The following is a 24246-nucleotide window of genomic DNA, read 5'->3' on the forward strand; positions in this document are numbered from 1 at the left end:
GCCGTTAAACTTGCACAGCCTCAGCTAGCGTTTGATCAGCTGACTCGTCACCTGTCTCTTCACCCAAAAATCCACCGCTTTGATGCGACCATAGTCGTGCATACAACCCACCGCTTGCCAGCAGTTCACGATGACTCCCCTCTTCTACTATGCATCCTTTGTCTAATACGATCAAACGATCCATGGCAGCGATAGTTGACAGTCGATGAGCAATCGCGACGACTGTTTTACCTTCCATCAGGCGATACAGACTGGCCTGGATTGCTGCTTCCACTTCTGAATCCAGCGCGCTGGTCGCTTCGTCGAGCAATAAAATCGGGGCGTCCTTCAACATCACCCGGGCAATCGCAATCCGCTGACGCTGACCGCCGGACAACTTCACGCCGCGCTCGCCAACGTGCGCGTCGTAACCCGTCCGCCCTTTGGCATCCATCAGGTTGAGTATGAAATCATGCGCTTCGGCCCGCCTGGCCGCAGCGATCATATCGGCATCGTTGGCATCAGGACGGCCATAGAGAATATTATCGCGCACTGATCGGTGCAATAACGAGGTGTCCTGTGTGACCATGCCGACCTGGGCACGCAAACTATCCTGCGTCACATGATGTACATCAAACCCATCGATCAACACACGTCCTTGCTCTACATCATAAAACCGTAAAAGCAAATTAACGATAGTCGACTTACCTGAGCCCGAGCGCCCAACCAGCCCTATTTTTTCTCCAGGAGCAATATGCAGCGATAAATCCTGAATCACCGGACGCGGGCCGCCATACGAAAAGTTCACATGTTCGAACCGCACCTCGCCGCGATCCACGCGCAATGCCTTAGCATTAGGAAGATCATTGACCGCATGTGCGCGCGCCAGCGTATTGATACCATCCTGCACGGTACCAACCTGCTCGAACAAAGAGGCCATCTCCCACATCACCCAATGCGAGATGCCGCTCAGGCGCAATGCCATCGCCGTTGCGGCAGCAACCGCCCCGATGCCGACCTGGCCTTGGGTCCATAACCATAACACTACGCCGGCGGTGCTGATAATCAACAACATGCTCAGAATATGATTAACGATTTCAAAACCGCTGACCAGCCGCATCTGCCGATGTACAGTGTGTAAAAATTCCTGCATGGCTGAACGCGCATAACCCGCCTCGCGACCAGCGTGGGAAAATAATTTAACCGTCGCAATGTTGGTATAGGCATCGGTGATCCGGCCAGTCATCAAGGATCGCGCATCTGCCTGGGATTGCGCTACGCGGCTGAGACGCGGCACAAAATAGCGCAATGCAAATCCGTACAAGATTACCCAGCCGAGAAATGGCAACAACATCCATAGATCAAAACTACCCACGACCGCTACCAGCGTGACAAAGTAAATCATGACGAACACCAGAATGTCGCCCAAAATCATACAGATATCGCGTACCGCCAGCGCGGTTTGCATCACTTTGGCAGCGACGCGACCGGCAAATTCATCTTGATAAAAGTGCATACTCTGATTAAGCATCAGGCGATGAAAATTCCAGCGCAGCATCATCGGAAAGTTACCGGCCAGCGCCTGCTGTTTAAACAGCGTCTGGAGCGCGACGACAATCGGACTGGCGACCAATACGAGGGCTAGTAATAGCAAGCTTCCTCGCTCCTGCGTCCATAGCAGCGATGGTTGAACCCGACTAAGCCAGTCCACGATCTTCCCCATCATCGCAAATAACACAGCCTCAAACGCGCCGATAGTGGCGGTCAACAAGGTCATAGCAATAATGTAGCGGCGCAAGCCTTTGGTGCAAGCCCAGATGAACGCCACAAATCCGTTGGGAGGTGGCGCAATAACTGTTTCTGGGTAAGGGTGTAATAACTTTTCGAACAGGCGAAACATACTGATACTCCAAAGTAAATTTTTTAAAAAACGACCTTTTTGAGGTCGATAAAGCTTAGGCCGGTAGATATACCGTCAACACATTTCGTCGATAAACGAAGTCGCCGCGGAAGGCAGATAATGCGGATAGATGAATCGAGCGGAGGATACGGGCAAGGAGGCAAGCCACTCACGCAAACGTAGAGCAGACATTTACAAGCAGGCCAAAGACCGGGGTGGCCATTATCAACGTCCTCTCACGTGGCTGGAAAAGGTTACATCGCCTGTGTAGAAGTGTAACTGAAATTTAAGCGTGGAGCGTTCAAGCAGAAATGAGCAAGGGCCTGCGGGGACGGCCGCGCGCAGGAAGAAACGTTAACTTTAAATTTCCGCGTTAAATTTCCGCATCAAATCTCGGCGTCTATTTGGTTCTCAGGCGCCGCCATGATAAAGGCGTCCAGTTGAAGACAGTGGTCATTAATGCGGGTTAATGTCGGAAAAGCGGACAGGTCACACTCCTGCCTTTTGGCGTTAAAAATTTGCGGTACCAGACAGCAATCCGCAACCGTCGGCGTATCGCCAAAACAAAACTTGCCCACCCGCGGATCGGCGGCGAGCGTCGCTTCCAGCGCTGTCAGTCCGAGTACGCACCAATGCCGATACCAGGCATTTTTGGCGTCCTCTTCCAACTTCAAATCGCGCTTTAAATAACGCAACACCCGCAGATTATTGATCGGGTGAATATCACAGGCAATCATCAAAGCGATACTGCGCACGAATGCGCGATCTAATGGCGCTTTTGGCAATAGCGCCACGTGCGGATACATCTCCTCCAAATATTCAATTATTGCCAGAGATTGCGTAAGTACTGCGCGATCTTGAGAAGAGTCCTCGTCAACCATCGTCGGTACCTGACCACTCGGATTTAGTTGCCGATACATAGGACTCAACTGCTCGCCGCCGTGTTTAATCAAATGCACAGGAACGATATCGCACGGCAACTCCTTCAGGTTTAATGCAATACGCACCCGATAGGCAGCAGAACTGCGAAAGTAACTATAAAGTTTCATGCAATTTCCTGTGAACTTGAAATATCAATCACGTACGTCACGCAGCAAGCCTAAGACATATGTGGCCCACCCCTGACTAATCTGTGTGTTGCATATGAGCGGCGGGCAAGGCCGCACTATATTACAACACGCGCGTTTGACGTCCGCAACTTCTCGGCAATCAACTGAAGGGCGCCCGGAAAGGCACGCTACAGACATCGACACCGGGTGCTACGTTGCGTCGTCTGGGCGACACCACGCATGGCGACTTTGTCACGAAGAAACGCATAAACATTTTTGAGGCGCGTTAGTATGAGCGATCCCTTAATTAGCGCTCCATTTTGCACGCGAAAAAATAATGCACAACGACCTCAACCGCCTTATTAACCTTGATCGCGAGAGATAAGAGCTCAAACCAGGCGAATACTTAATTCACCCACGCCTTCAATGCTGCCCTCTAGCAAATCACCTTGAACAACCGGGCCCACGCCCGCCGGCGTGCCGGTAAAGATCAAATCGCCTGGCCGCAATTCGTAGAAATTGGACAATTGTTCAATCGTCTCAGCGATGCTCCAGATCATTTGATTGATGTCACCTTGCTGGCGCAATTGACCGTTAACGCTGAGCTGGATAGCGCCTTGCTTAATCAGGCCCGTGGCGTTGATCGGTTGGATGGAAGAAATCGGTGCCGATTGATCGAAACCTTTGCTAGTACACCAAGGGCGTCCCAATTTTTTGGCTGCTGCCTGTAAATCGCGCCGGGTCATATCGAGGCCGACAGCATAGCCATAAATATGCCTCGCCGCTTCTGCAGCCGGAATATTTTTACCCCCGCTTCCTAGAGCAACGACTAGTTCGATTTCGTGATGCAAATCACTAGTCATCGTTGGGTAGGGCATCACGCCGACGCTACCTTGCGCCACTGGCAAAACAGCGTCCGCTGGCTTCATAAAAAAAAATGGCGCTTCACGTCCGTTATCACCCATTTCTTTGGCATGTTCTGCATAGTTGCGGCCGACGCAATAAATTCGATGCACAGGAAATAACTCGCTACTGCCATCAATCGGCACAGCTGCTTGCTGTGGGGAGAAAATGAATTCCATGGGAGGTTCCTTTAAATGGCGCGAACTACGCGCCTGCAAATCGATTGCATAGTGAAACGCAATGCATCATAGGGAGACACAGGTTGAGCACACACTGTAATACATAGTGAAATACATAATTTGCAGCCAGAGGTAGCGGCCTTTGAACCTACTGTCCTGTACCTTTACGCACCTTAAACTTAAGGCGCTATGACGGTTTCTTTACCGAAAAATATTGCGAGTCGGCGCACCGCTTCACACAAATTATCCATCGATGTCGCGTATGACAATCTAATATAGCTGGAGGCGGTGAATGGACCGAAGTCGAGGCCCGACACGACGCTTACCCCGACCTCGTTCAGAATTTCTTTGGTCAGGCGGTCCGCGTCATCGCTCAAATCGCTACAATCCGCGTACACATAAAACGCGCCGTCCGGTACAACCGGAACCTTAAATCCAAGCGCGATCAACGCTGGCACCAGAAAGTCGCGTCGCTCTTTGAACTCGGCTTTACGTGCTTCGTAAATCGCAATCGATGCCGGGGCAAAACAGGCGATCGCGGCATGTTGGGCAATCGAAGACGCGCATATAAACAGATTCTGCGCCAGCTTCTCAATCGGCGCTACCAGTGCCTCTGGCAAAACCAGCCAGCCCAGGCGCCAGCCGGTCATATTAAAATATTTGGAAAAGCTATTAATCACGATAATATCGTCGCCGAGCGACAATGCAGAAAACGGCGCGGCATCGTAAGTCAGCCCCTGATAGATCTCATCGACTATCGTAAAACCTTGATAAGCACGTACCGTCGCGACGATCTTCTCCAACTCACTGGTCAGAATGGAAGTGCCAGTTGGGTTGGATGGTGATGCCAGTAGTACGCCGCGGGTCGCTTCGCCCCAATTCGCACGCACCGCCGCATCGGATAGCTGAAAGCGTTCAGCGGGACCGCTCGGAATCATTTTTGCCGTACCATCAAATGCCGCCACAAAGTGTCGATTACAAGGATAAGAGGGATCGGGCATCAATACTTCACTGCCCTTCTCAACCAATGCGGCGCAGGCCAAAAGTAGTGCCGCTGAGGCACCTGCGGTGATGACGATACGCGACGGCGCAATGTTAAGTCCGTAAACCTGCTGATAGTGTTCAGAAATCGCGATCCGCAACGCCAGCAAGCCAGTAGCCGACGTGTATTGCATTTTGCCAGCCTGCATCGCGGCGGTGGCTGCCTCCACCACTAACGGCGGCGCTGTAAAGTCCGGCTCGCCGATTCCCATGTGGATGATATCGCGACCTTGATGTTCGAGTGCTGTCGCCATTTTCGCCAGTTCCATGACGTGAAAGGGGGCGATATTATCAAGACGCGAAGCCAGACTGGAAAAGTTCATTGAAACATCTTTGTAATAAAAAAATAAAGGGGGAAATCGTTTTCTGCGCCAGCCGATTGTGCATAATAGGCAGGCAATCGGCCAGATCTATCACTCACTGCGCCGCGTTGAATGGGTAATCGTTTAAACGGGTAGCGCGGGCATAACTCGCCCCAAATATCGGCTTTACAGCGCGCTATCTAAGTCTCTTTAGCTACTCAGATGTCACTATAGACCCCCGAAAATATATACCCGAAGTTAGCGGAGAGGGACTAACTGACTAGCCAGGAGACCGATACCGACTCTCTATTATTTAACGATCAAAGACCGCATTCGGTGCCGGTATCCTGTTGACGGCAAAACGTTAAGAACGACGTCCTGCATTCACTTCCGTCGCCCGCACTTTTGCCGCGAACTTATCCAACACGCCGTTGACGTATTTATGACCATCGGTACCGCCGAAGGATTTGGTCAGCTCGACCGCCTCGTTGATGACCACCTTGTAGGGAATCTCGAGGTGATTTTGCATCTCGAATGCGCCGATCAACAGCGCCGCATGCTCGACCGGTGATAGTTCGTTAATTTTGCGATCGATTAGCGGTGCCAACTCTGCGCGTAACGCTTCCGCATCTTTGATCGCACCATAAAGCACCGAGTTGAAATGCTCTGCATCCGCTTTATCAAACCCGTGCGCTTCGCGAATATTGGCCTGGATAGCGTATACATCCTCATTATTGAGCAACCATTGGTACAGCCCCTGCAACGCAAACTCGCGCGCTCGATGACGCGGTGTGCGGCTCTTGCTTGGATTGGCGTGCTTTGGGTGCTCTTGGGATTTATTGGTCATAAATTTTCCGACTTATCTTTCCAGCCTCACGACTGGCGGTGAATCATTTAAATACGCACGGCTGTGGCGCAACTTATTACTGTATTTTATTACTTGGTTTTTTTACTTTTCTGCTGCTGGTAACTTCTATATTTGGTCCTTCAATTGCGCTGCGCTTATTATTTAAATTATTATTCGAATAATGATACAAAACATCATTTAATCAAGTGCACAGCTGCATGACGGGTGATCGCCACATAAATTAAGGTTAAATCACCATCAATTACGCGCAAACAACACACTCAATCTTCGTCGCTGATCGCCTCGGCCAATTCATCCAGTGCAATTGCCAGATTAGCCATCTCGACCGCTACGCGGGCGGCGTCAATACCCTTCTCCGCCATCCGTACTTCGGCTTGTTCGTCATTTTCAGTCGTCAACACTGCATTTGCTATCGGAATTCCGAACTCTAGTGCGACGCGGCTGATGCCTGCGCCGGATTCATTCGATACCAGCTCAAAATGATAGGTCTCACCACGAATCACGGCACCGATAGCGACCAGCGCATCGAACTGTGCAGTTTCGGCTAACTTCTGCAACGCTAGCGGAATTTCTAATGCCCCGGGCACGCTGACATGTAAAACATCTTCATCCACAACGCCCAAATGCTTCAATTCACCCAAGCATGCCGACAGCAAGCCGTGGCAGACATCTTCATTAAAGCGCGCCTGAACAATACCGATTCGCAAGCCAACGCCATCGAGATTGGGTTCGTAAGATCCGACTGTCATGGTTTTCCTTTATGCGCAATGCGCGTTATTGCACTAACAAGTAGCGACTGCTTTCCGGGTGAAAACGGCCGATGACCAAAATTCGCCATAAACGATCTTATGGCTAACAAGATGCTTGCGCTTCCATAAATCGCTTATTTCGACAAACCCCCGCCATTTCTGACGTACATTGGTTAATGACAGTTAGTTGTTCGGTTTGTTCTGATACCCCGTCACTTCCAGCTCAAAACCAACCATCGATGGCATTTTTCTTGGGCTGGCCAACAACTTCATCTTGCCGACGCCAAGGTCTTTCAAAATCTGAGCGCCAATACCGTAGGTCCGCAAATCTAGCTTCGGTGGCGCCGCAGCAGCCTCTCCGCAGTTGGTAAGTGCTGCAAATTTAGCAAATATTTCTTCCGACGATTGCTCGCAATTCAATAGCACCAACACGCCACAGGGCGAGGCTGCAATTGCCTCCAGCGCCGACGTCATATTCCAGGAATGGTTGGTGGCATTGGTCTCCAGCAAATCGAGTATCGATACCGGTTGATGCACCCGTACCAGCGTCTCAACGTCTGAAGCAGGGGTGCCATGCAACAGCGCCAAATGCGCCCCGCCGCTTGGCGTGTCGCGGTAGGCGATTGTCTTAAACATTCCCTGCGCCGTATGCGTGATACGTTCGGCAAGGCGCTCAATCATGCTCTCGTGATGGCTGCGATAATGTATCAGATCGGCAATCGTTCCGATCTTGAGACTATGTTCCTTCGCAAACTCTAGCAGGTCCGGCAAACGCGCCATGGTGCCATCGTCTTTTAATATCTCGCAAATCACCGACGCTGGCGTCAATCCTGCCATCTGCGTCAAATCGCAACCCGCTTCGGTGTGACCTGCGCGCATCAACACGCCGCCCTTTTTCGCCTTTACAGGAAATATATGACCGGGCTGTACAATATCACTCGCCTTGGAATTTTTTGCTACCGCAACCTGAATCGTGCGTGCACGGTCAGCTGCCGAAATACCGGTAGTTACCCCCTCTGCCGCCTCAATCGAGACCGTGAAATTGGTCCCGTAAGCGGTACCGTTCTTACTGGTCATCATGCCCAGTTCCAACTGCGCACACCGTTCTTCAGTCAGCGTCAGGCAAATCAAACCACGCGCGTGGCGCGCCATGAAGTTAATCCCTTCAGGCGTCACAAAATCCGCGGCAAGGACAAGATCGCCCTCGTTTTCTCTATCTTCTTCGTCAACTAAAATGACCATTCGGCCGGCGCGGAGTTCGGCAATAATTTCTTCTGTTGTAGCGATTGACATGTTGTTGCCCTGAATAGGCCTGAATTGAACGACAAATTTGGTAACAGGCCGCTATTTTAATAGATTTAACCCGTCAGGACCGCTTTGTAGCTGCCGACAATATTGAAGATGCCAGCAATAATTGCTATATATATCACGGCAACATTGTCAAGAGCAGCTATTTATCGAAATTAGCCTTTTGCCAAGAGAGATCCGGGCACGGATTCGGCGGAACAGTGAGGCAATACCATCCTATTTATTGGCTAACTATTAACCGCTAATCCACATACGCATCTACGATTCCCTTCCCTAGGCGACATCATCTTACTCCATGGCAACTTAAATTTAAGTAGCCAATGCCGGCATGCCATGCAAGGCTTCCAGTAGCAACTCAGGGCCGCCCGTCCTCAACTTTTTTGAATCTGACAGCACTTGGCGAAAGCTGCGCGCACCTGGTAGACCAGCCATCAAACCCAGCATGTGCCGCGTAATGCTGTTTAAACGCAAACCATTGCCATCTTGCCCATATAACGCGAGTTGTTCCCGAATATAAGGCAGCATCAGTTCCACCACCTCGGCGCGGGATCTCGGCGTCGCCTCCGTGTCCGCGTAATAGCGGGCGTCGAAATCGGCCATTAAAAAAGGATTGTGGTATGCCTCGCGTCCGAGCATAACGCCATCAACATGCTGCAGGTGGAGGTCAATTTCGGCGGTCGTTTTGATTGCCCCATTGATAATTACTTCAAGACCCGGAAAATCGCGCTTTAATTGGTAAGCAAACGCATATTTTAGGGGCGGAATCTCGCGATTCTCCTTAGGGCTCAACCCTTTCAAAATCGCATTACGCGCATGCACAATAAATGTCTGGCAACCGGCATCCGCAACCGTACCCACAAAATCGCGCACAAAATCGTATGACTCGATATCGTTTATACCAATGCGGTGTTTTACCGTTACGTCAATATCAACCACATCGCGCATGGCTTTGACGCAGTCGGCAACAAGCGACGATTCGGCCATTAAACAGGCACCAAAGGCCCCTTTTTGCACCCGCTCGGATGGGCAACCGCAATTCAGATTGATCTCATCATAGCCCCACTGCTCCCCAAGCTTGGCGCTTTTTGCCAGGTCGGCAGGGTCGCTTCCTCCTAGCTGCAAAGCGACCGGATGCTCCTCGCCATTGAAGTCAAGGTGACGCGGCACGTCACCATGCAGCAACGCGCCCGTTGTCACCATTTCGGTATATAGCCATGTGTGGCGCGTAATCTGACGATGGAATCTGCGGCAGTGCCGGTCAGTCCAGTCCATCATGGGCGCAACAGATATTTTACGCCCCCGGCATTTCGGCACTATATCAAGCGCGGCAAGGGTTTCCAAGGGATTGCTAACTATATTAGAACTCACGGAAATTCACGTTATTTAAGGGTTTATCATCTGTCATTGGACACAAATTGGGCAACCATTTATATCAATGGCAACTATTCAAAGATCGGTAAGCGCTGCCGCGCCCGGGTACACAAGCAAGGTTTCCCTGCGGTAAGCGAGATGTTCGATACAAAAGCGCGTGCCCAAGAATGGGCATCTAAGGTTGAATCCGACATGCGATCGCTGAAGTTTCAGGACGGACGTATCATAGCAGAGATGACAATCGGTGCTCTTACCGCCCACTGTATTAGAGAGATCGGTACAGAAAACCCTTTGGTAAAAATAAGCCTGCGGAATTGTGCACGCTCAAAACAGCGCTTGGTAATGTCCTCTTGCCCGATTTAGCGACAAACACGCTAATCGAGGTACGATGAAAGACAGCTCTTTCTCAATACTGCCACTTCATTTAACCTCGTTTAATGTGCCATTTCCTGTCCACTGGCATGCAGGGCTTTGTCGTGCGTGGCGAATTTTTCTATCATTGTTGCACTCGCGCAATTTAAGCCAAACACATCGACCTGAATTCCATTGCGACGAAATTTATGAACTACACGGTCCAGGGCTTCTACCGCGGTGATATCCCAGAAGTGAGCATGCGACAAGTCGAGTTCGACAGACGATATTTCTTCTTTGAAGTCAAATTCGCCGATCAATGCTTCAGAAGACGCAAAGAATACTTGGCCTCGCACTAGGTATTTTCTGTACTTGCCATCATCACTCAATATTGATTCGACCCGCAAAACCTGCCGAACCTTGGAGGCAAAGAAGATTGCGCTCAGAAGAACGCCCACACCAACGCCAACCCCCAGATTGCCTGTAGTGACCACAACAATGACAGTTGCGATCATAACGATTGAAGAAGTCGTCGGATGTATTGAAAGATTTTTCAGTGAGCGCCAGCTAAAGGTACTGATCGAGACCATAATCATAACGGCAACTAATGCGGCCATCGGTATCTGCTTCACCCAAGGGCCCAGAAAGACCACGAGGATTAACAGAGCGATACCGGCAATAAAAGTCGACAGGCGTCCACGCGCACCGGATTGTACGTTAATCATCGATTGACCGATCATCGCGCAGCCTGGCATACCGCCGATGAATCCAGCCACGATATTGGCGATGCCTTGCCCACGGCACTCACGGTTCTTGTCGCTTGGTGTGTCTGTAAAGTCATCGATGATCGCTGCGGTCATCAGGGACTCCAATAACCCGACAACAGCAATGGCTGCGGAGTACGGGAAAATAATTTTAAGCGTTTCGATATTGAACGGCACGCTTGGGATCATGAAATTTGGCAGGCTATCAGGAAATGCTCCCATGTCGCCCACTGTGGGAACAGGTAAATGGAACGTGATGGAAATGATCGTCAACAGCACGATACAAACCAGCGGCGAGGGCACTGCCTTGACGATGCGAGGCAACAGGTAAATAATTGCCAAGCCGCCTGCAACCAATACAAACACGATCCAATTGCCATCCTTAAGTTGTGGCAGTTGCGCCCAAAAAATAAGAATCGCTAACGCATTCACGAAGCCAGTAATAACAGAGCGTGAAACAAAGCGCATCAATGCGCCCAGTTTCAAATAACCAGCCCCGATCTGGAATACGCCAGCCAGAATACCGGCAGCAAACAGGTACTGGACGCCATGATCTTTGACCAGTGACACAATAAGCAACGCAATTGCACCAGTTGCTGCGGAGATCATCGCAGGCCGACCACCGGCAAACGCAGAGACGACGGCGATAATGAATGCTGCGTAGAGTCCAACCTTCGGGTCGACCCCGGCAATAATGGAAAAGGCGATTGCTTCAGGAATTAGCGCCAAAGCGACGACGAGACCGGCCAAGACATCCCCCCGGATGTTCGAGAACCACTCTTCTCGGAATGTATGAGTCTTCATAAAATTTTCTATTCATTAAGCGTTGGTGATAAGGGGCGTCTCGCATCTGGTTTGTAGATGCGATACGCCAAGCCAAGCGCTGTAGGCCCGCAAGCGTTATTCAAGCGCGAGAACCATCCCTGGATCGTCACTGCTATTGAAACTAATGAGAAAGAATGCGCCGCCCAAAAAATGAGCGATAAGGTATGAACCTACGCATGCGAACCACAGCGAGAAAGCGGTATCTAGCGGCCTAGCGATAGGGAGGGGTTCAATGCTATTACATGGGTCTAATAGGTAGGTTGCGAGGCAGTACTGCAAGATCATGTGGATAGGCAATTAATTATAAGCGACGGGCCTATTTTTTGCAAAAAACATCTCTACAACCAAGACTAATTACATTGTTGCTGCGAGCTGTGCGATTTAACGGGTCGCTACTTTCCCGCACAAGCCGGTTTACACACTATTCTGTAGCGGCCTTAATTCAACTTAACGGAGGATGAACGATCACTACTTACCAAGTGCAGACAAATATTTTGTGAGTGCCACTCCGCCCAGTGGCAATACGACCAACGTCAGTAATATGAACGAACCCATTACCCACACCATAGGGCTATGCCCACTCAGGATCGCAAAACAATTCATCATATTTCTCCTTTTTTATATCGGCTATATAAGCATAGCGCTCACCTAGGTATGAGGTGATCAGACTATCCTTTGTCATAAAAATAGTGCTGAGTCCCCAGCTTGTACTAAAATAATCCTTGACCTTCCCCCTGGGGGAAGCATGATGATGTCATAGATATCTGGTGAACCTGGTTGTCCATGAACATGCAGTTTTTTGAGAGAATCGAGAGCCAAGCACCGGTGACCATCATTACTTGACAATAAATTTGTCTTATGGAAATACAAATCAAGTAACCACGAATATCTATGAAATTTCCCCGCCTGGTCCGCCTGATTGCCGCGATCCTTGTGTTGATCAGCATGCTGTTCACCCAGCTTGCTTCGGCGGCATATGCGTGTCCCGGCCTGAAGATCGGGCAGGTCAGCGAGTCATCGGCCAGAGTGGTGTCTGAGCAATCCATGGTTGACTGCCAAGGCACAGATGCGATGCAGCCCAATTTGTGCCAGGCCAGCGACCTGGTGAATAACCAGTCACTGGACAAACCGGCGTCGCCGGATGTTTCACCGTTCGTAGTAGCCGCACTGAGGCTGATATTGCCTGGCGCTACCACCACCTATAACGCGATGACCCTATCAACAGAGGCTTTTTATTTACGACGGACGACTGCGCCGCCGTTATCCATCCAGCATTGCTGTTTCCGTATTTAACTTTTCAGATCGCTTAGTTCGTCATCGTCGTGCTATGGGCACGCCGGATGTTGCCTATTGCTGTCTGGAGGTTGTCTGTCATCCCCACTATTATTAGTGCGTAATGCGCGCCCTCCGGCGCGGATTATTTCTGCGCTGGCTGGATCCCTGCTTTTTACTGCCAGCGTCTACGCAGCGGAAGTGCCGCTCACGGCGGTCGAGGCACAGCGCCGTGCAATCGCGCATTCGCGCCAGCTTGTCGCACAGGATTTTTCCGTTACCTCTGCGCGCGACCTCGCTGTTCCAGATGAATCAAATATCCCCCAACTTGCGTTCCGAATTTTGTACTGCCGGTGGCTCAATTAGTGGGATAAAAACGTGTAAGAAAAATATATTACGTGCAGGAACACCAATCATTTATCCAGGAACTTATTATGAAAAAACTACTTATCACTATGCTCTGTATCAGTGGCATTGCTGCCGCATTACCTGCTTTCGCTGGCACCGACGCGCAATTAAATCAAGAGGCCCAACAATTCAACACCATTCAGCTTGCGCAGGCTGATGCTACTCAATCAGGAATGAATGAAAAATTGGGTGAATCAATGGCTCCGGAAATGCACAAAAAAATGCCGCAGATGATGAAGGATTGCATGAAAGAAAATGTCCAATCAAATGTGACGAATACCAGCGCGGACCTCATGACGCAAAGGCGTAACTTATACGCCGGCCATTGAAATGATTAGCAACAGGCATTAATGCGTCTAAAATCAGACGAGGCGCTCATTCCTTACGCATTTCTGAGGGTATGGGCGCCATCTGCTCTAAATAATTTCTCCTCATTAAAACAAGTAAACATGAAAACTAGCAAGGATCTGGCTGCACCATAAACGCAGCGCGTTCCAGCGAACAAATAGTTCCATCACGCGCAAGCGGTTGCATTAGCGCCGCCGTGGGGGATGACGCGAATGGGGATTGACTTGTACGACGGCGTTCCACTCTCCTTATCAAAATAATCCAAGGGGACAAGCACATTCGCCTCAGGGTAATAGGTACCAACGGAACCACGAGCAATCGGGTAGGCGATCGCTGTGATCTTCTCCAGGCGAAGCTGACGGCCCGGAAGCATTGTTTCGATGTCGACCAGGTCACCATGTTCAAGCCCATTTGCGGCGAGATCGTTTTCATTCATGAACAGAACATCGCGCCGTCCGAATACGCCACGGTAGCGGTCATCCATCGCATAGATCGTCGTGTTGTATTGGTCGTGGCTACGAAGGGTAATCAGTCGCAGGTAATCAGTAGCCCCAAGCGTGTTCACATCGTCCCTTACGCCACCATACACTGAAAACACTGCCTTTCCGGTAGCGGTGGGCCAGATACGTTCGGTCGGGGGCAAGGGAAGGCGGAACCCGCCGGGAACCCGGATGCGCGCATTGTAATTTACAAATCCTGGGACAGTGAGCTCGATCAGGTCGCGTATCTTGTCGTAGTCTTCAACCAGCGTCAGCCACCGAACCTTGCTGCTGGGAAGAGTAGCATGCGCCATTCCGGCAACGATAGCAGGCTCCGACCGGAGTTGGTCCGACGCTGGGGTCAGCTTCCCTGCGGATGCGTGGACCATGGCCATCGAGTCTTCCACGGTAATAGACTGCGGCTCACCCGCCTGCATGTCGAGTTCGGTGCGTCCCAGGCAAGGGAGGATATAAGTTTCTTTTGCCACCAGAAGGTGCGAGCGGTTGAGCTTGGTGGCGATGTGGACGCTTAGGTCGAGCTTTGCCATGGCCGAATAGCTTTGACCAGAATCAGGCAAAGCCACCGCGAAATTTCCGCCCATGCAGATTAACGCCTTCGACGAGCCATCGATAATCGCTTGCATCGTTCGGACTGCATCACGACCATGCTTGCGCGGGAGCTGAAAGCTAAATACCTTCTCCATGGCCTGAAGAAATTCCTCGGAGGGCTTCTCGGTGATGCCAACCGTCCGGTCACCCTGCACGTTGGAGTGGCCGCGCAATGGACAGATCCCAGCACCACGCTTGCCTATATTTCCCCGCAACAAGAGCAGATCGGCGATCAACCGGACATTGGCCGTGCCCTTGGTGTGCTGCACGACCCCCATGCCGTAGGTAATGATGGTCGCGTTAGATTTAGCGTAGGCAACAGCAACCTCTGCAAGATCCGTCTGGGTAAGTCCGCTGGCTTTCTCAATGTCCTCCCAAGACGCCGCCTTCGCGCCCGCTGCAAAGGCATCGAAGCCTTCTGTATGATTTTTGATAAATTCATGATCGAGAACGTTGCTTTGGCTATCTTCCATCTCAAGCAATATCTTGATAATACCCAGGAGCGCGGCTGCATCCCCTCCGCTAGCCACCTGAAAATAGGTTGAGGCGATCTTGGTCGAACCGTAGGTCGCCATTTCTAACCAGTTCTGCGGATCCGCAAACCGCTCCAATGCCCGCTCACGTAACGGATTGAAGACAATGATTTGCACGCCACGACGCGCAGCCTCATGCAATGTGCCCATCATGCGCGGATGGTTCGTGCCTGGATTGTGGCCAATCGCGATAATGAGTTCGCAGTGGTCAAAATCGTCTAGCGAGACCGTCCCTTTGCCGATGCCAATGGATTGCGGCAAGCCAACGCTGGTCGCCTCGTGGCACATATTGGAGCAGTCGGGGAAATTGTTGGTGCCGTATTCGCGTCCGAATAACTGAAACAGGTAAGCTGCTTCGTTCGAAGTGCGCCCGGAAGTATAAAAGTCCGCGTGTTCAGGGGGCAAACCCCTCAAGATCTCTCCTATCCTGGTGAAGGCTTGGTCCCAATCGACAGCCCGAAACTTGTCGGTAGTTCGGTCATACACCATCGGATGGGTAAGCCGCCCGTTGTCCTCAAGCTCATAATCAGACTTAAGCAACAATTGCGATACAGTGTTGTTGTCAAAGAACTCCGGTGTGACCCGTTTGCTGGTCGCCTCCCACGTAACAGCTTTGGCACCGTTCTCGCAGAACTGAAAGGTCGAGCGGGACTCCTTGTCAGGCCACGCGCATCCCGGACAATCGAATCCGACTGGTTGGTTGGTCCGCATCAGGAGCATGGGCGCTTTGGTAAGATTCATCTGATCCTGAACCGCCTGGGCTGTCGCCCGTAAAGCTCCCCAGCCTCCAGCGGGTGCTTCATATTCTTTGATACCCGGCACTGAGCGTCTCTTTGCCATATTGATCTCCTTAGATCACGCCGAAAATATAATTAATCAGTTTAGTCTAGGCGGCATAAAAAATTTGTCAATGACGCAACAGATGTTATAGGCTTCAATTACAAACTTCAATTACAGGTTTTATCTGAAGCGAAAGCGGGTGTCGCACCGCGCCTGTTGTTGTCACACTCAGGTGCCTCCGGGTTAGCCCGCGCAAGCAAAGTGGTGGAGGCGGTGCGGGATGAGCGATATCAACAAATTTTTCGATTGGCTAAGGAGCGAAGCAGAAGCCACATCTGGGGCGCTATTTATGGAAATCTGGCACATGCGAACTCAAGCCGACCAACGGCGTGATTTCGGAAGAACGCAAATTTTAGCTGCGCAATCAAAATTCAGGGTTAGTGCAAATGGGAGGCTCACAGATTTGCGTCCTACCGATAGCATGACATTACTTCCTAAACAATTTTGCAGCGCACGTTGACCTCCTGATCGGCAGCGAAAAGAGCACATAATCGGTGAAAACCATCCACTATAAGGAGGGGCTGACCATTTTTTTGCCGAACGATCAAAATTGGCGAGAGCGGTTTGTGCTGTGCGATTTCTTTTTTTTGTTTTACCCAGTCAAAAGCCTGTACTTCTGATATTGGGGTTGCTGACGCACGAAGGATATCTTTAGCGGCAAATTTGGACATCTTTGCCCGCTTGAGCTTTTTGGCCAAATGTCGACAATTCTTAGGTTTATACAGTAATTGCAGAAACGTTTCAGCAGAGGTGAAATCGCTTTTCGCCGGCGCAGAAAGCCATTTGATTTTAGGTATATTTTTCATTTATTTGTTGGTTAGTTATATTGCAAAAAACTTTCTAACAATCTTAAAATATACCCGAACAAATTTTCTGCTTTTAACCACAAAAATAACAGACGGCGAGCCATGTAAATTGCACCGTTCCTGCAGCGATGCGCCTACCGATGAGGGCTGATTGTTGTCTAATTCGGGTTCAATCGGCGGCCGATAAAAATACTCTATTGATGTCCCTCGGGGTGCGAGACTTAGGTATCACGGCCATCATAATATTTGCCTCATCAACTTGGGACTGTGTAAAAAGCGACGTTAAATTGCCTGGAATTAAGCATTTTAACCTTCAATAAATTATATTTTATATAAAATTATATGTCTCATAAAGTCAAATAGCATAATTTTATTTAAGTCCGGACGTGCCACTCGGGCACCATAAATGTCAACGCTATTGCATGTTATTAAATCCGCGCTGCACCCGATTGCCTGCTTTCTGATACAGTTCATATCGTTTTTTCAACGCATGTTACGTGCCGTTGCACCGACGACATTAAAATAAAATAATACAGGAGACAGGTATGGCAAAAAAAATTGCGTTTAAAGGTTTCAGCTTTGCATGTTCTGCTTTGATGGTTCTAGCGGGCGGCATAACAACGTCGGCTTTTGCTCAGGCGCAAAACGTCGATCAGCCAAAACGCTTTCCACAGTTGACGATGGAAAATATTGCACCACAATCAAAAATTTTGGCCCAGGAGATCGTTGCCATATCGAGCGTTGGGTTGTCCGGTCCCTACAATGTGATGTTGCGTAGCCCGGTGTTCGCTGAACGCATGAAGCGACTTCTGGATTATTTACGATTTGAAACATCGTTACCAAAGCGCCTTAATGAATTCGCGATTCTGATTCAGGGACGTTTATGGACTTCGCAAGTGGAGTGGTTCGCGCATTATCCCTTAGCACTGAAAGCAGGTTTGCCCGCATCGGTAGCGGATGATCTCAAAGCGAATATTCGCCCTCGGGGAATGCAACCAGATGAAGAGGTCGTATATGACGTCTGTATGACGCTCAGTCAACAGCATGAAATCAGCAATGCGTTATTTGATCGCGCCAAGGCGATCCTTGGTGAGCAACAATTGGTCGATTTGGTGGCGGTCACCGGCACTTACGTTACCGTTGCCATGTTGCTCAGCTTGGGAGAGGAGTCGGTTGCGGCGAATAAAGCTCTACCTTTCCCAGAAAAAGGTCGATGAAACGCTTCTCGTGTTAGCCCGTTTCGTGAAGAGCGTGTAGCACGTGTGTTGCACAGGTAGCACCTGTATAACCACACCGATTTACAACTTGGAAAAGAATATTTTTGGAAGCGTGTAATACTCACCTGGTTTAACCATAATAATTAATAGGGGATAAAAATGAAGGTGTTTGTAAAGGCCGTAATGGGTTTATTGTTGATAGCTTGTGCTGGCATGGCTGCCGCAGCGGGTTCTGAAAAGATCGTCATGCAGGAGTTTATGGTGCCTTCCGCCGACCCTGGCATCCAGCTGTACGTACGCAATAAACATATGCAAGGTATCAAAAAATTTGGACCAAATAAAATTCTTTTGTATGTCCACGGTTCAACCTATCCTGCAGAAACAGCCTTTGACTTAAAGCTTAACGGTATGTCTTGGATGGACTATATCGCGCAGCATGGATACGACGTGTATTTGGTTGATTTGCGTGGATACGGAGGCTCGACGCGGCCACCAGAAATGTCGCAAGCATCGGAGTTAAATGATCCTTTGGTGCGTACCGAGACGGCGGTGAAGGATGTCAGTGCAGCAGTCGACTTTATTCTCAAGCGTACCGGATCGCCTAAGCTCGATTTGCTTGGATGGTCTTGGGGTACCAGCACCATGGGCTGGTACACCTCGCAAAATAACGACAAGGTAAATAAACTGGTTCTGTATGCGCCACAATGGTTGCGCAAGGACGCTTCCCTGACCGATGCGGGTGGCAAATTGGGCGCGTATCGTTCGGTGTCGATGGATTCTGCCAAACAGCGCTGGCTCACCGGCGTTCCGGAAGATAAAAAAGAGACGTTAATTCCAGCAGGTTGGTACGAGCAGTGGGCCAAAGCGACATGGGCGACAGACCCAGTGGGTGCAAGCCAAAGTAAACCGGTCCTGCGTGCACCAAACGGCACGGTACAAGATTCGCGCGAATTTTGGTCGGCTGGCAAGCCTCTCTACGACCCAGGTTTGATTCGGGTACCTACATTTTTGGTCCATGCAGAGTGGGATGCTGATCTTCCAAGCTATATGCTGCATGCCTATTATGCGAAATTGACGAACGTTCCTTATAAGCGCTTAGTTGAAATCGGTGAAGGTACGCATACCATCATCATGGAAAAAAACCGCATGCAATTGTTTCAGGCGGTGCAGGGTTTTCTGGATGAAGATATCAAAGCAAACATGTAAGAATGTGGACGAAAAAAGCCCTCACATTGTGAGGGCTTAGTCCATATCAAGTTTTGTCGCATTGAGCAAAGACATCAAATCGCTCATGTGGAATGCTGCCGTTGTAGGGCGCCCTGCGTTATTCAGGACGCCCTCATCGTGCTATCGCGCTATCGCTTTTTTTTCTGCTGTATCGTGTATTCGCTTGATAAATGCAATTTGCGCAGGTTCCCAATAGACCGCTGAAAACCAGGCGATCGACTTAACGCCCGGAAATTTTTTCTGTATGCCAGAGAGGATATGTACATTTTGGTCCATCGTTCCCGTACCGTCGAGTGTCGGTATGATTGCCTTGCTCGCTGACCTCTTGCGCACGATGTCATTCATTAACTTTCCAGAGACCCAGTCGGGGGGGAAATCCCAGTCTTTGAAATAGGCCATCGGATGCACTTCATCCAGATCACTACTAAATAACGCTAAATTTTGGCCAACCTCGACAAACTCTGGCGGCAGCAAAAAGGCAGTCAGCCTGATATCCGGGCGGACTTGCTTAATCGATAAACGTACCTTTTTAACGTACGTACCAATTTTTTGGGCGCGCCATGCACTCCATCGGTCAACGACGGCAGATTGCTTCGAGAAGTTAATATCTAACGGATCTACATCGATTTCCTTTCTTGCCAGATTGCGCGTGTAAGGACCCGTATCCATATTTATATCGTCGTACCGCAACCAGTCTAGCGAAATACCATCGACGTTATAATTTTTTACTACTTCCATAATCAGGCTTAACTCATATTCCTGCACTTCCGGGTCTATCGGATTGACAAAATATTCGATGCTAGTTTTTCCTTTGTAAGGTTTGCTCGCACCCTTTTCGCTGGCCATCATTTGCCAGCCCGGATGCGCACGCAACGCGGCCTGATCGTGAAATTGTGGCATCCAGGCGTACACCGCGATGCCTCGCTCATGCCCCTCCTTAATGGATGCGGCCAACGCATCAAATTTCTCGTAGCCTGCCGCTACAGGTGCGATTTTACTGTTGTAATATACCTCCCCCGATGGTCGCTCATCGTCCTCGTCTTGCTTAACATTGATATGAACAGCAGCTACCCCTGCTTTTTTTGCGACGTCAAAAAATGCGGCGACGTCCTCCTGATTTTTAAAATTATTGATCGTCCTTACCACGAGTTCAATATTAAATTGCTTTGACATTTTTGAAACGGCAGGCGCCATATTTTTACCCCGCGCTAGCGGGAAAATGAATGTGGCGATAAACATCAAAAGAAAAATCCTGCGCAATACCAAACTTGATCTTTTCACTTGCGAACTCCTCAATTATCTCTAAAGGATAGCCTGCGGCGCTGCCTCCATCGACCGCAATTCGGTCACTGCGCCGGAACGAGAGTGAAACACCATAACCATTTTTTCTCTTTGCATCTTTCGGACCTGGTTGCAGCTAACACCAAAATGGCTAGCCATGTCCTCAAGCGCTAATGGACCGGTACTTAAACGACGGCTTTCCGGGGCTAACGCTTTGTTCAAAAATGACCATAGGACGAACCCGATCATTAGCACCCCCACCATACCTATATAGACTTTTGAAATATGCAAACAATCTAACAAGGCACCGGCAAATATCTCTTGAGCGTACATCCAGGTAAGAAAGGCAACCTCCAAAAGATGCCATTCAGAGCCGTTCACCAAGGCCCCGAGCACCACGAACCACATGGTCCAGCAAAGCCCAGATATCAACCAGTCACGACATATGGTGATAGGTTTATTATTCGTTTTATGCTTGATAATGAAGTGTGTTTTCATGGTTTAAACCCCCGATCAGGACTTACCCAGGTCGCTCTTTCCCCTTTTCTTTTCAGCAGCGCTTTAGGGAATCCCACAAACGTTGCACAAGAAATCATGATCCAGTATAAAAACGGATACCAGATAATCCAGGGGTAAATTTTCCACAGTTGCTTTTCATAACGGCTGTCAAGATAAAAGCCAAAAGCGAACTGCGCGAGGGAAGTGACTATTAGAATAAAGAATGTATTTTGAGACGATAAAATAAGCGGCCAGGGACGCAGAGATATCCCTGGATTTATTAGCATGAACAAGAGGCTGGCTAAAATAAGAGCCACCGTTGTGTACACCCATATCAAACTCATGCCCAGCTCTATAAAAACCAACCACATGTGGCGTTGCTTCCAATGTCCAAAAATATTAAGGTTACGAAGGAAGACTTCCGCTCCTCCCTGGGCCCAGCGCAGACGTTGCTTCCAGAGTCCCTTTATCGTCTCTGGCATCAAAATCCAACACTTTGCATTAGGTTCGAACCGTACTTCCCACCCCGCTCGCTGAAGCTTCCACGTAATATCAACATCTTCCGTGACCATGTCCGTGGTCCAGTAATCAACCTCTGCAAGCGCAGTCTTCCGAAATGCCACGACGACCCCAGAGACCGAAAATATTTTTCCATATACCCGTTGGGCGCGTTTAATAATTCCTACAATGCTGGAAAATTCGCCCACCTGAATTCTTCCCAACAAAGTGGAACGATTTCTGATGCGGGGATTACCGGTGACAGCACCCACATGCGCGTACTGGAAGTGAGACATCATCCACGTGCAAGCATGTACGTCCAGTATCGCATCCCCGTCGATGCAGATAAGGTACTCATTAGCAGACAACAAGGCCCCCATGGATAACCCCATTGCTTTGCCCTGATTTTCGGCGAGGTGCACGACACGGAGTTTAGGATGATGGCGAGCCAGCTCATCAAGCAATGGTCCCGTATTGTCTTTGCTACCATCATTGATCGCCAGAATGTCAAACGAAGGATATTCCTGCTTCAATAACCACCCTACCGTTTCACGAATGTTGTCGCCTTCGTTATGACACGGTAACAAAATCGAAATCGCGGGATAAGTGGATAGTTTGATCATTTCCGGCGTATTTCGCTCCCATTTATAATAGTAGAGAAGTGCTCCGACCAACCAGATATGCGTCATGGCAAGCGGATAAAAAAATACAAAATTAGATACGAACTCAAATATCGTGGAATGCAATAAATAATTTTCCATTGCGGCTCTTAGCGTAGTTATTAATTGATTTAGAAGCTAACCGGGCAACTATTGTCCAGGCGTTACGAGGGGGTTAGATTTGAGCGAGATGGCTTGTCTTAGTATATTAAGTTTCGACGGGTCATCAAGAAATTCAGCGCCATCAATAACAAAATCAGCTAGGCCCTGATGCTTCAGGTATTGGATGTTATCCGCTATTTTTTCAAGCTCTTTTATGCTTGCGTCTTTTACCGAAAAAGACAAAATATTTATTTTGTTTGGTGGCAGATTTTTTGCGAACGCCTGTAACTGCTTCGCGTCGCTGTTGGCAACAGGCGCGTCAATTAGCGCCCCCGCAAAATTATTATTGGGGGCGCCAGCATAAAGTTCTTCAGCATCATCCTCCGCTTTTATATTGTCATCAAGCGCATAATAAAGGGTCGGCAACTCGTAGTAATGCATATGATTTAACAATTCTTTATTAAATATTTTCTGTTGATCGTCGGTCCGCGCTCCCTCAAAAATAACGCCTTGAGAGGGTACCGTCAGACTCAGGTCACTATAAATATTGAATAATTTTTCGCGGTCCTGAGGGATAGAAAAGTCAAGGTGACGTGTGTTGCCGTTCTCACGCTGGGCAATGTTGGAGGTATTGACGATCATGAGCACGTCGACTCCCAGTCGACTACGCAGCTGCCATGAAACACGATTAAGCAGGTCAGCGCGCATCGGCAAATAGACGTTAGGGAAGTACACCTCTTCAATACTGCCATCTTTCGCCGGCGTTACATACGGTTGCAATAGCACGGTATTAACGCCTAATCGTGCGATCTGATTGAGTACCCGCCCGAGCTTGTCGTTCTGCCGCTCTGGATCAGGGTCATAGATGCCGTCAAGGTTAATTTTAATCGCACGAATCGGATCGCCCCCTTTAAGCGAATTTTTATATTGCACCATGTATGAAAAATTATCGAGCGTTACTTCGCCACCAATTAAGGTGCGGGGAACCGAGTTTGTGGATTTAGCCGATGCAAGGCCCTCTGACAACGTAAAATTAATGGGCATCCCTGCCGCCGCAGCGGCCTCTGCAGCAATGCGATCAGTAGCGCCGTAAGGCCAGATCATGATCCGTGGCCGTTTACCGGTATTTTTTTCTATCAGCGCGGAATTTTTTTGTAAATCTGTTAGCACCCGCAGACGTCTATTCGCCAGCGTTTCATACTGTTTTTTTTCTAAATCGTATTGCAACGTCACTGCTGCGGGTTCTGTATTTTTTTGTGGATTGGCGATGATCCCGTGATGCAAGTCATAACTATGCGATGCCATTTCCACTAGCCCCGAGTCCGCCATCTCTTTCACCTGTGGCCACGTGACAAAATGTTGTTGCGCATAAAATGGATCCCCCATACTCTGTTCTCGATCAGGACCATTTTCAATCCAACTACCCACCAGACCGAATACCGCTGGCACGTTATATAACTTCAAAATAGGATACGCGTTGAGATAAAAATCTTCGTAGCCGTCATCCACCGTAACAAGATAACTCAGCTTCGGTAGCGGCTTTCCCCCAGCTTTGGCCTCCAGTACGTCGTTCATACTAAGCGCGGTGTAACCGCGATCCCTCAGCCACGCGAGCTGATCTGCAAAATTGGGAGCGCTGATCGCGCCTTCATCTCGATTAAATCGCGCAGGTATTGAGTGGTAACAGAGTACTAAATACGTCTGCTGGTCCGCTACCCTGGCACTGACGTCTGCATTACCCATGGCAGTGGCGTTGGCCGCTGCTGCGTTGGTCGCTGCAGCGTTCGCTGCGGAGCCGGGAGCAAAAGAGGATAGAAGACCGACCATAACCACAGCGCGGATCGCGGTCCATTTTAGATTTTTTTTCATTGACATAGATA

Annotated in this window: 20 protein-coding genes; 4 read left to right on the plus strand and 16 right to left on the minus strand. The window is 49.5% G+C overall.

The genetic code is table 11. The features are described from left to right. Nucleotides 1-4 precede the first annotated feature (4 nt). The 10 genes from HAV38_RS20440 to HAV38_RS20485 all read right to left on the minus strand — a co-directional run bounded on the left by HAV38_RS20440 (nt 5) and on the right by HAV38_RS20485 (nt 12195). A complete protein-coding gene (locus tag HAV38_RS20440; protein WP_168057241.1) occupies nt 5-1879 on the minus strand; it encodes an ABC transporter ATP-binding protein in 1875 nt (624 codons plus the stop codon). Nucleotides 1880-2265: 386 nt separating this feature from the next. Beyond that, nucleotides 2266-2928 carry a maleylacetoacetate isomerase gene (maiA, locus tag HAV38_RS20445; protein WP_168057242.1) on the minus strand — a complete coding sequence of 221 codons (663 nt, stop codon included), beginning with the start codon at nt 2926-2928 and terminating at the stop codon, nt 2266-2268. Nucleotides 2929-3317: 389 nt separating this feature from the next. Continuing rightward, nucleotides 3318-4010 (minus strand): fumarylacetoacetate hydrolase family protein, encoded by a 693-nt coding sequence (locus HAV38_RS20450; RefSeq protein ID WP_168057243.1) that lies wholly within the window; start codon nt 4008-4010, stop codon nt 3318-3320. 179 nt (nt 4011-4189) lie between these two features. Continuing rightward, a complete protein-coding gene (locus HAV38_RS20455) occupies nt 4190-5374 on the minus strand; it encodes a pyridoxal phosphate-dependent aminotransferase (RefSeq protein WP_168057244.1) in 1185 nt (394 codons plus the stop codon). A 343-nt stretch (nt 5375-5717) separates the two neighbouring features. Next, on the minus strand, nt 5718-6200 hold the full coding sequence (nusB, locus tag HAV38_RS20460) for a transcription antitermination factor NusB (protein ID WP_168057245.1): 483 nt from the start codon (nt 6198-6200) through the stop codon (nt 5718-5720). A 281-nt stretch (nt 6201-6481) separates the two neighbouring features. Beyond that, entirely contained in the window at nt 6482-6970 is a 489-nt protein-coding gene (gene ribH / locus HAV38_RS20465) for a 6,7-dimethyl-8-ribityllumazine synthase (RefSeq protein ID WP_168057246.1), read from the minus strand. A gap of 183 nt (nt 6971-7153) precedes the next feature. After that, nucleotides 7154-8263: a bifunctional 3,4-dihydroxy-2-butanone-4-phosphate synthase/GTP cyclohydrolase II gene (ribBA, locus tag HAV38_RS20470; protein WP_168057247.1), complete on the minus strand. Its 1110-nt coding sequence runs from the start codon at nt 8261-8263 to the stop codon at nt 7154-7156. A 324-nt stretch (nt 8264-8587) separates the two neighbouring features. Then, complete coding sequence (dusA, locus tag HAV38_RS20475) at nt 8588-9595, minus strand: tRNA dihydrouridine(20/20a) synthase DusA (protein ID WP_280730161.1); 1008 nt, start codon at nt 9593-9595, stop codon at nt 8588-8590. A 488-nt stretch (nt 9596-10083) separates the two neighbouring features. Then, on the minus strand, nt 10084-11568 hold the full coding sequence (locus HAV38_RS20480; protein ID WP_168057249.1) for a SulP family inorganic anion transporter: 1485 nt from the start codon (nt 11566-11568) through the stop codon (nt 10084-10086). Between the two features lie 489 nt (nt 11569-12057). Further along, nucleotides 12058-12195: a hypothetical protein gene (locus HAV38_RS20485; RefSeq protein WP_168057250.1), complete on the minus strand. Its 138-nt coding sequence runs from the start codon at nt 12193-12195 to the stop codon at nt 12058-12060. Nucleotides 12196-12480: 285 nt separating this feature from the next. Between HAV38_RS20485 and HAV38_RS20490 the strand changes: the two genes are divergently transcribed. Together HAV38_RS20490 and HAV38_RS20495 are read left to right on the plus strand one after the other, a co-directional pair. Next, nucleotides 12481-12882, plus strand: coding sequence for a hypothetical protein (locus tag HAV38_RS20490; protein ID WP_168057251.1), 402 nt, complete (start codon nt 12481-12483; stop codon nt 12880-12882). Between the two features lie 413 nt (nt 12883-13295). Continuing rightward, nucleotides 13296-13598: a hypothetical protein gene (locus tag HAV38_RS20495; RefSeq protein ID WP_168057252.1), complete on the plus strand. Its 303-nt coding sequence runs from the start codon at nt 13296-13298 to the stop codon at nt 13596-13598. A 185-nt stretch (nt 13599-13783) separates the two neighbouring features. Here HAV38_RS20495 and HAV38_RS20500 read toward each other — a convergent pair whose 3' ends face one another. Together HAV38_RS20500 and HAV38_RS20505 are read right to left on the minus strand one after the other, a co-directional pair. Next, a complete protein-coding gene (locus tag HAV38_RS20500) occupies nt 13784-16078 on the minus strand; it encodes an FdhF/YdeP family oxidoreductase (RefSeq protein WP_168057253.1) in 2295 nt (764 codons plus the stop codon). A gap of 434 nt (nt 16079-16512) precedes the next feature. Next, a complete protein-coding gene (locus tag HAV38_RS20505) occupies nt 16513-16884 on the minus strand; it encodes a ParB N-terminal domain-containing protein (protein ID WP_168057254.1) in 372 nt (123 codons plus the stop codon). Between the two features lie 545 nt (nt 16885-17429). Here HAV38_RS20505 and HAV38_RS20510 point away from each other — a divergent pair. Continuing rightward, the gene (locus HAV38_RS20510) at nt 17430-18101 is read left to right on the plus strand and encodes a carboxymuconolactone decarboxylase family protein (RefSeq protein ID WP_245182489.1); all 672 of its coding nucleotides are present in this window, start codon (nt 17430-17432) and stop codon (nt 18099-18101) included. A gap of 159 nt (nt 18102-18260) precedes the next feature. Further along, entirely contained in the window at nt 18261-19307 is a 1047-nt protein-coding gene (locus HAV38_RS20515) for an alpha/beta hydrolase (protein ID WP_168057255.1), read from the plus strand. A gap of 141 nt (nt 19308-19448) precedes the next feature. On the opposite strand, the gene HAV38_RS20520 is transcribed toward HAV38_RS20515, so the two are convergent. From HAV38_RS20520 to pgaB, 4 genes are read right to left on the minus strand one after another with little or no spacing between them, the layout of a single operon-like run. Further along, nucleotides 19449-20609, minus strand: a complete 1161-nt coding sequence (locus HAV38_RS20520; RefSeq protein WP_168057256.1) for a glycoside hydrolase family 10-like protein — start codon at nt 20607-20609, stop codon at nt 19449-19451. Nucleotides 20610-20630: 21 nt separating this feature from the next. Beyond that, entirely contained in the window at nt 20631-21107 is a 477-nt protein-coding gene (pgaD, locus tag HAV38_RS20525) for a poly-beta-1,6-N-acetyl-D-glucosamine biosynthesis protein PgaD (RefSeq protein ID WP_168057257.1), read from the minus strand. Next, nucleotides 21104-22366, minus strand: a complete 1263-nt coding sequence (gene pgaC / locus HAV38_RS20530) for a poly-beta-1,6-N-acetyl-D-glucosamine synthase (RefSeq protein WP_168057258.1) — start codon at nt 22364-22366, stop codon at nt 21104-21106. Before pgaC ends, pgaD begins: the two co-directional genes overlap by 4 nt. 48 nt (nt 22367-22414) lie before the next feature. Further along, nucleotides 22415-24241 carry a poly-beta-1,6-N-acetyl-D-glucosamine N-deacetylase PgaB gene (gene pgaB / locus HAV38_RS20535; RefSeq protein WP_168057259.1) on the minus strand — a complete coding sequence of 609 codons (1827 nt, stop codon included), beginning with the start codon at nt 24239-24241 and terminating at the stop codon, nt 22415-22417. Nucleotides 24242-24246: the final 5 nt, after the last annotated feature.

The sequence above is a fragment of the Glaciimonas immobilis genome (assembly GCF_011947285.1).
Taxonomy (GTDB): domain Bacteria; phylum Pseudomonadota; class Gammaproteobacteria; order Burkholderiales; family Burkholderiaceae_D; genus Glaciimonas; species Glaciimonas immobilis.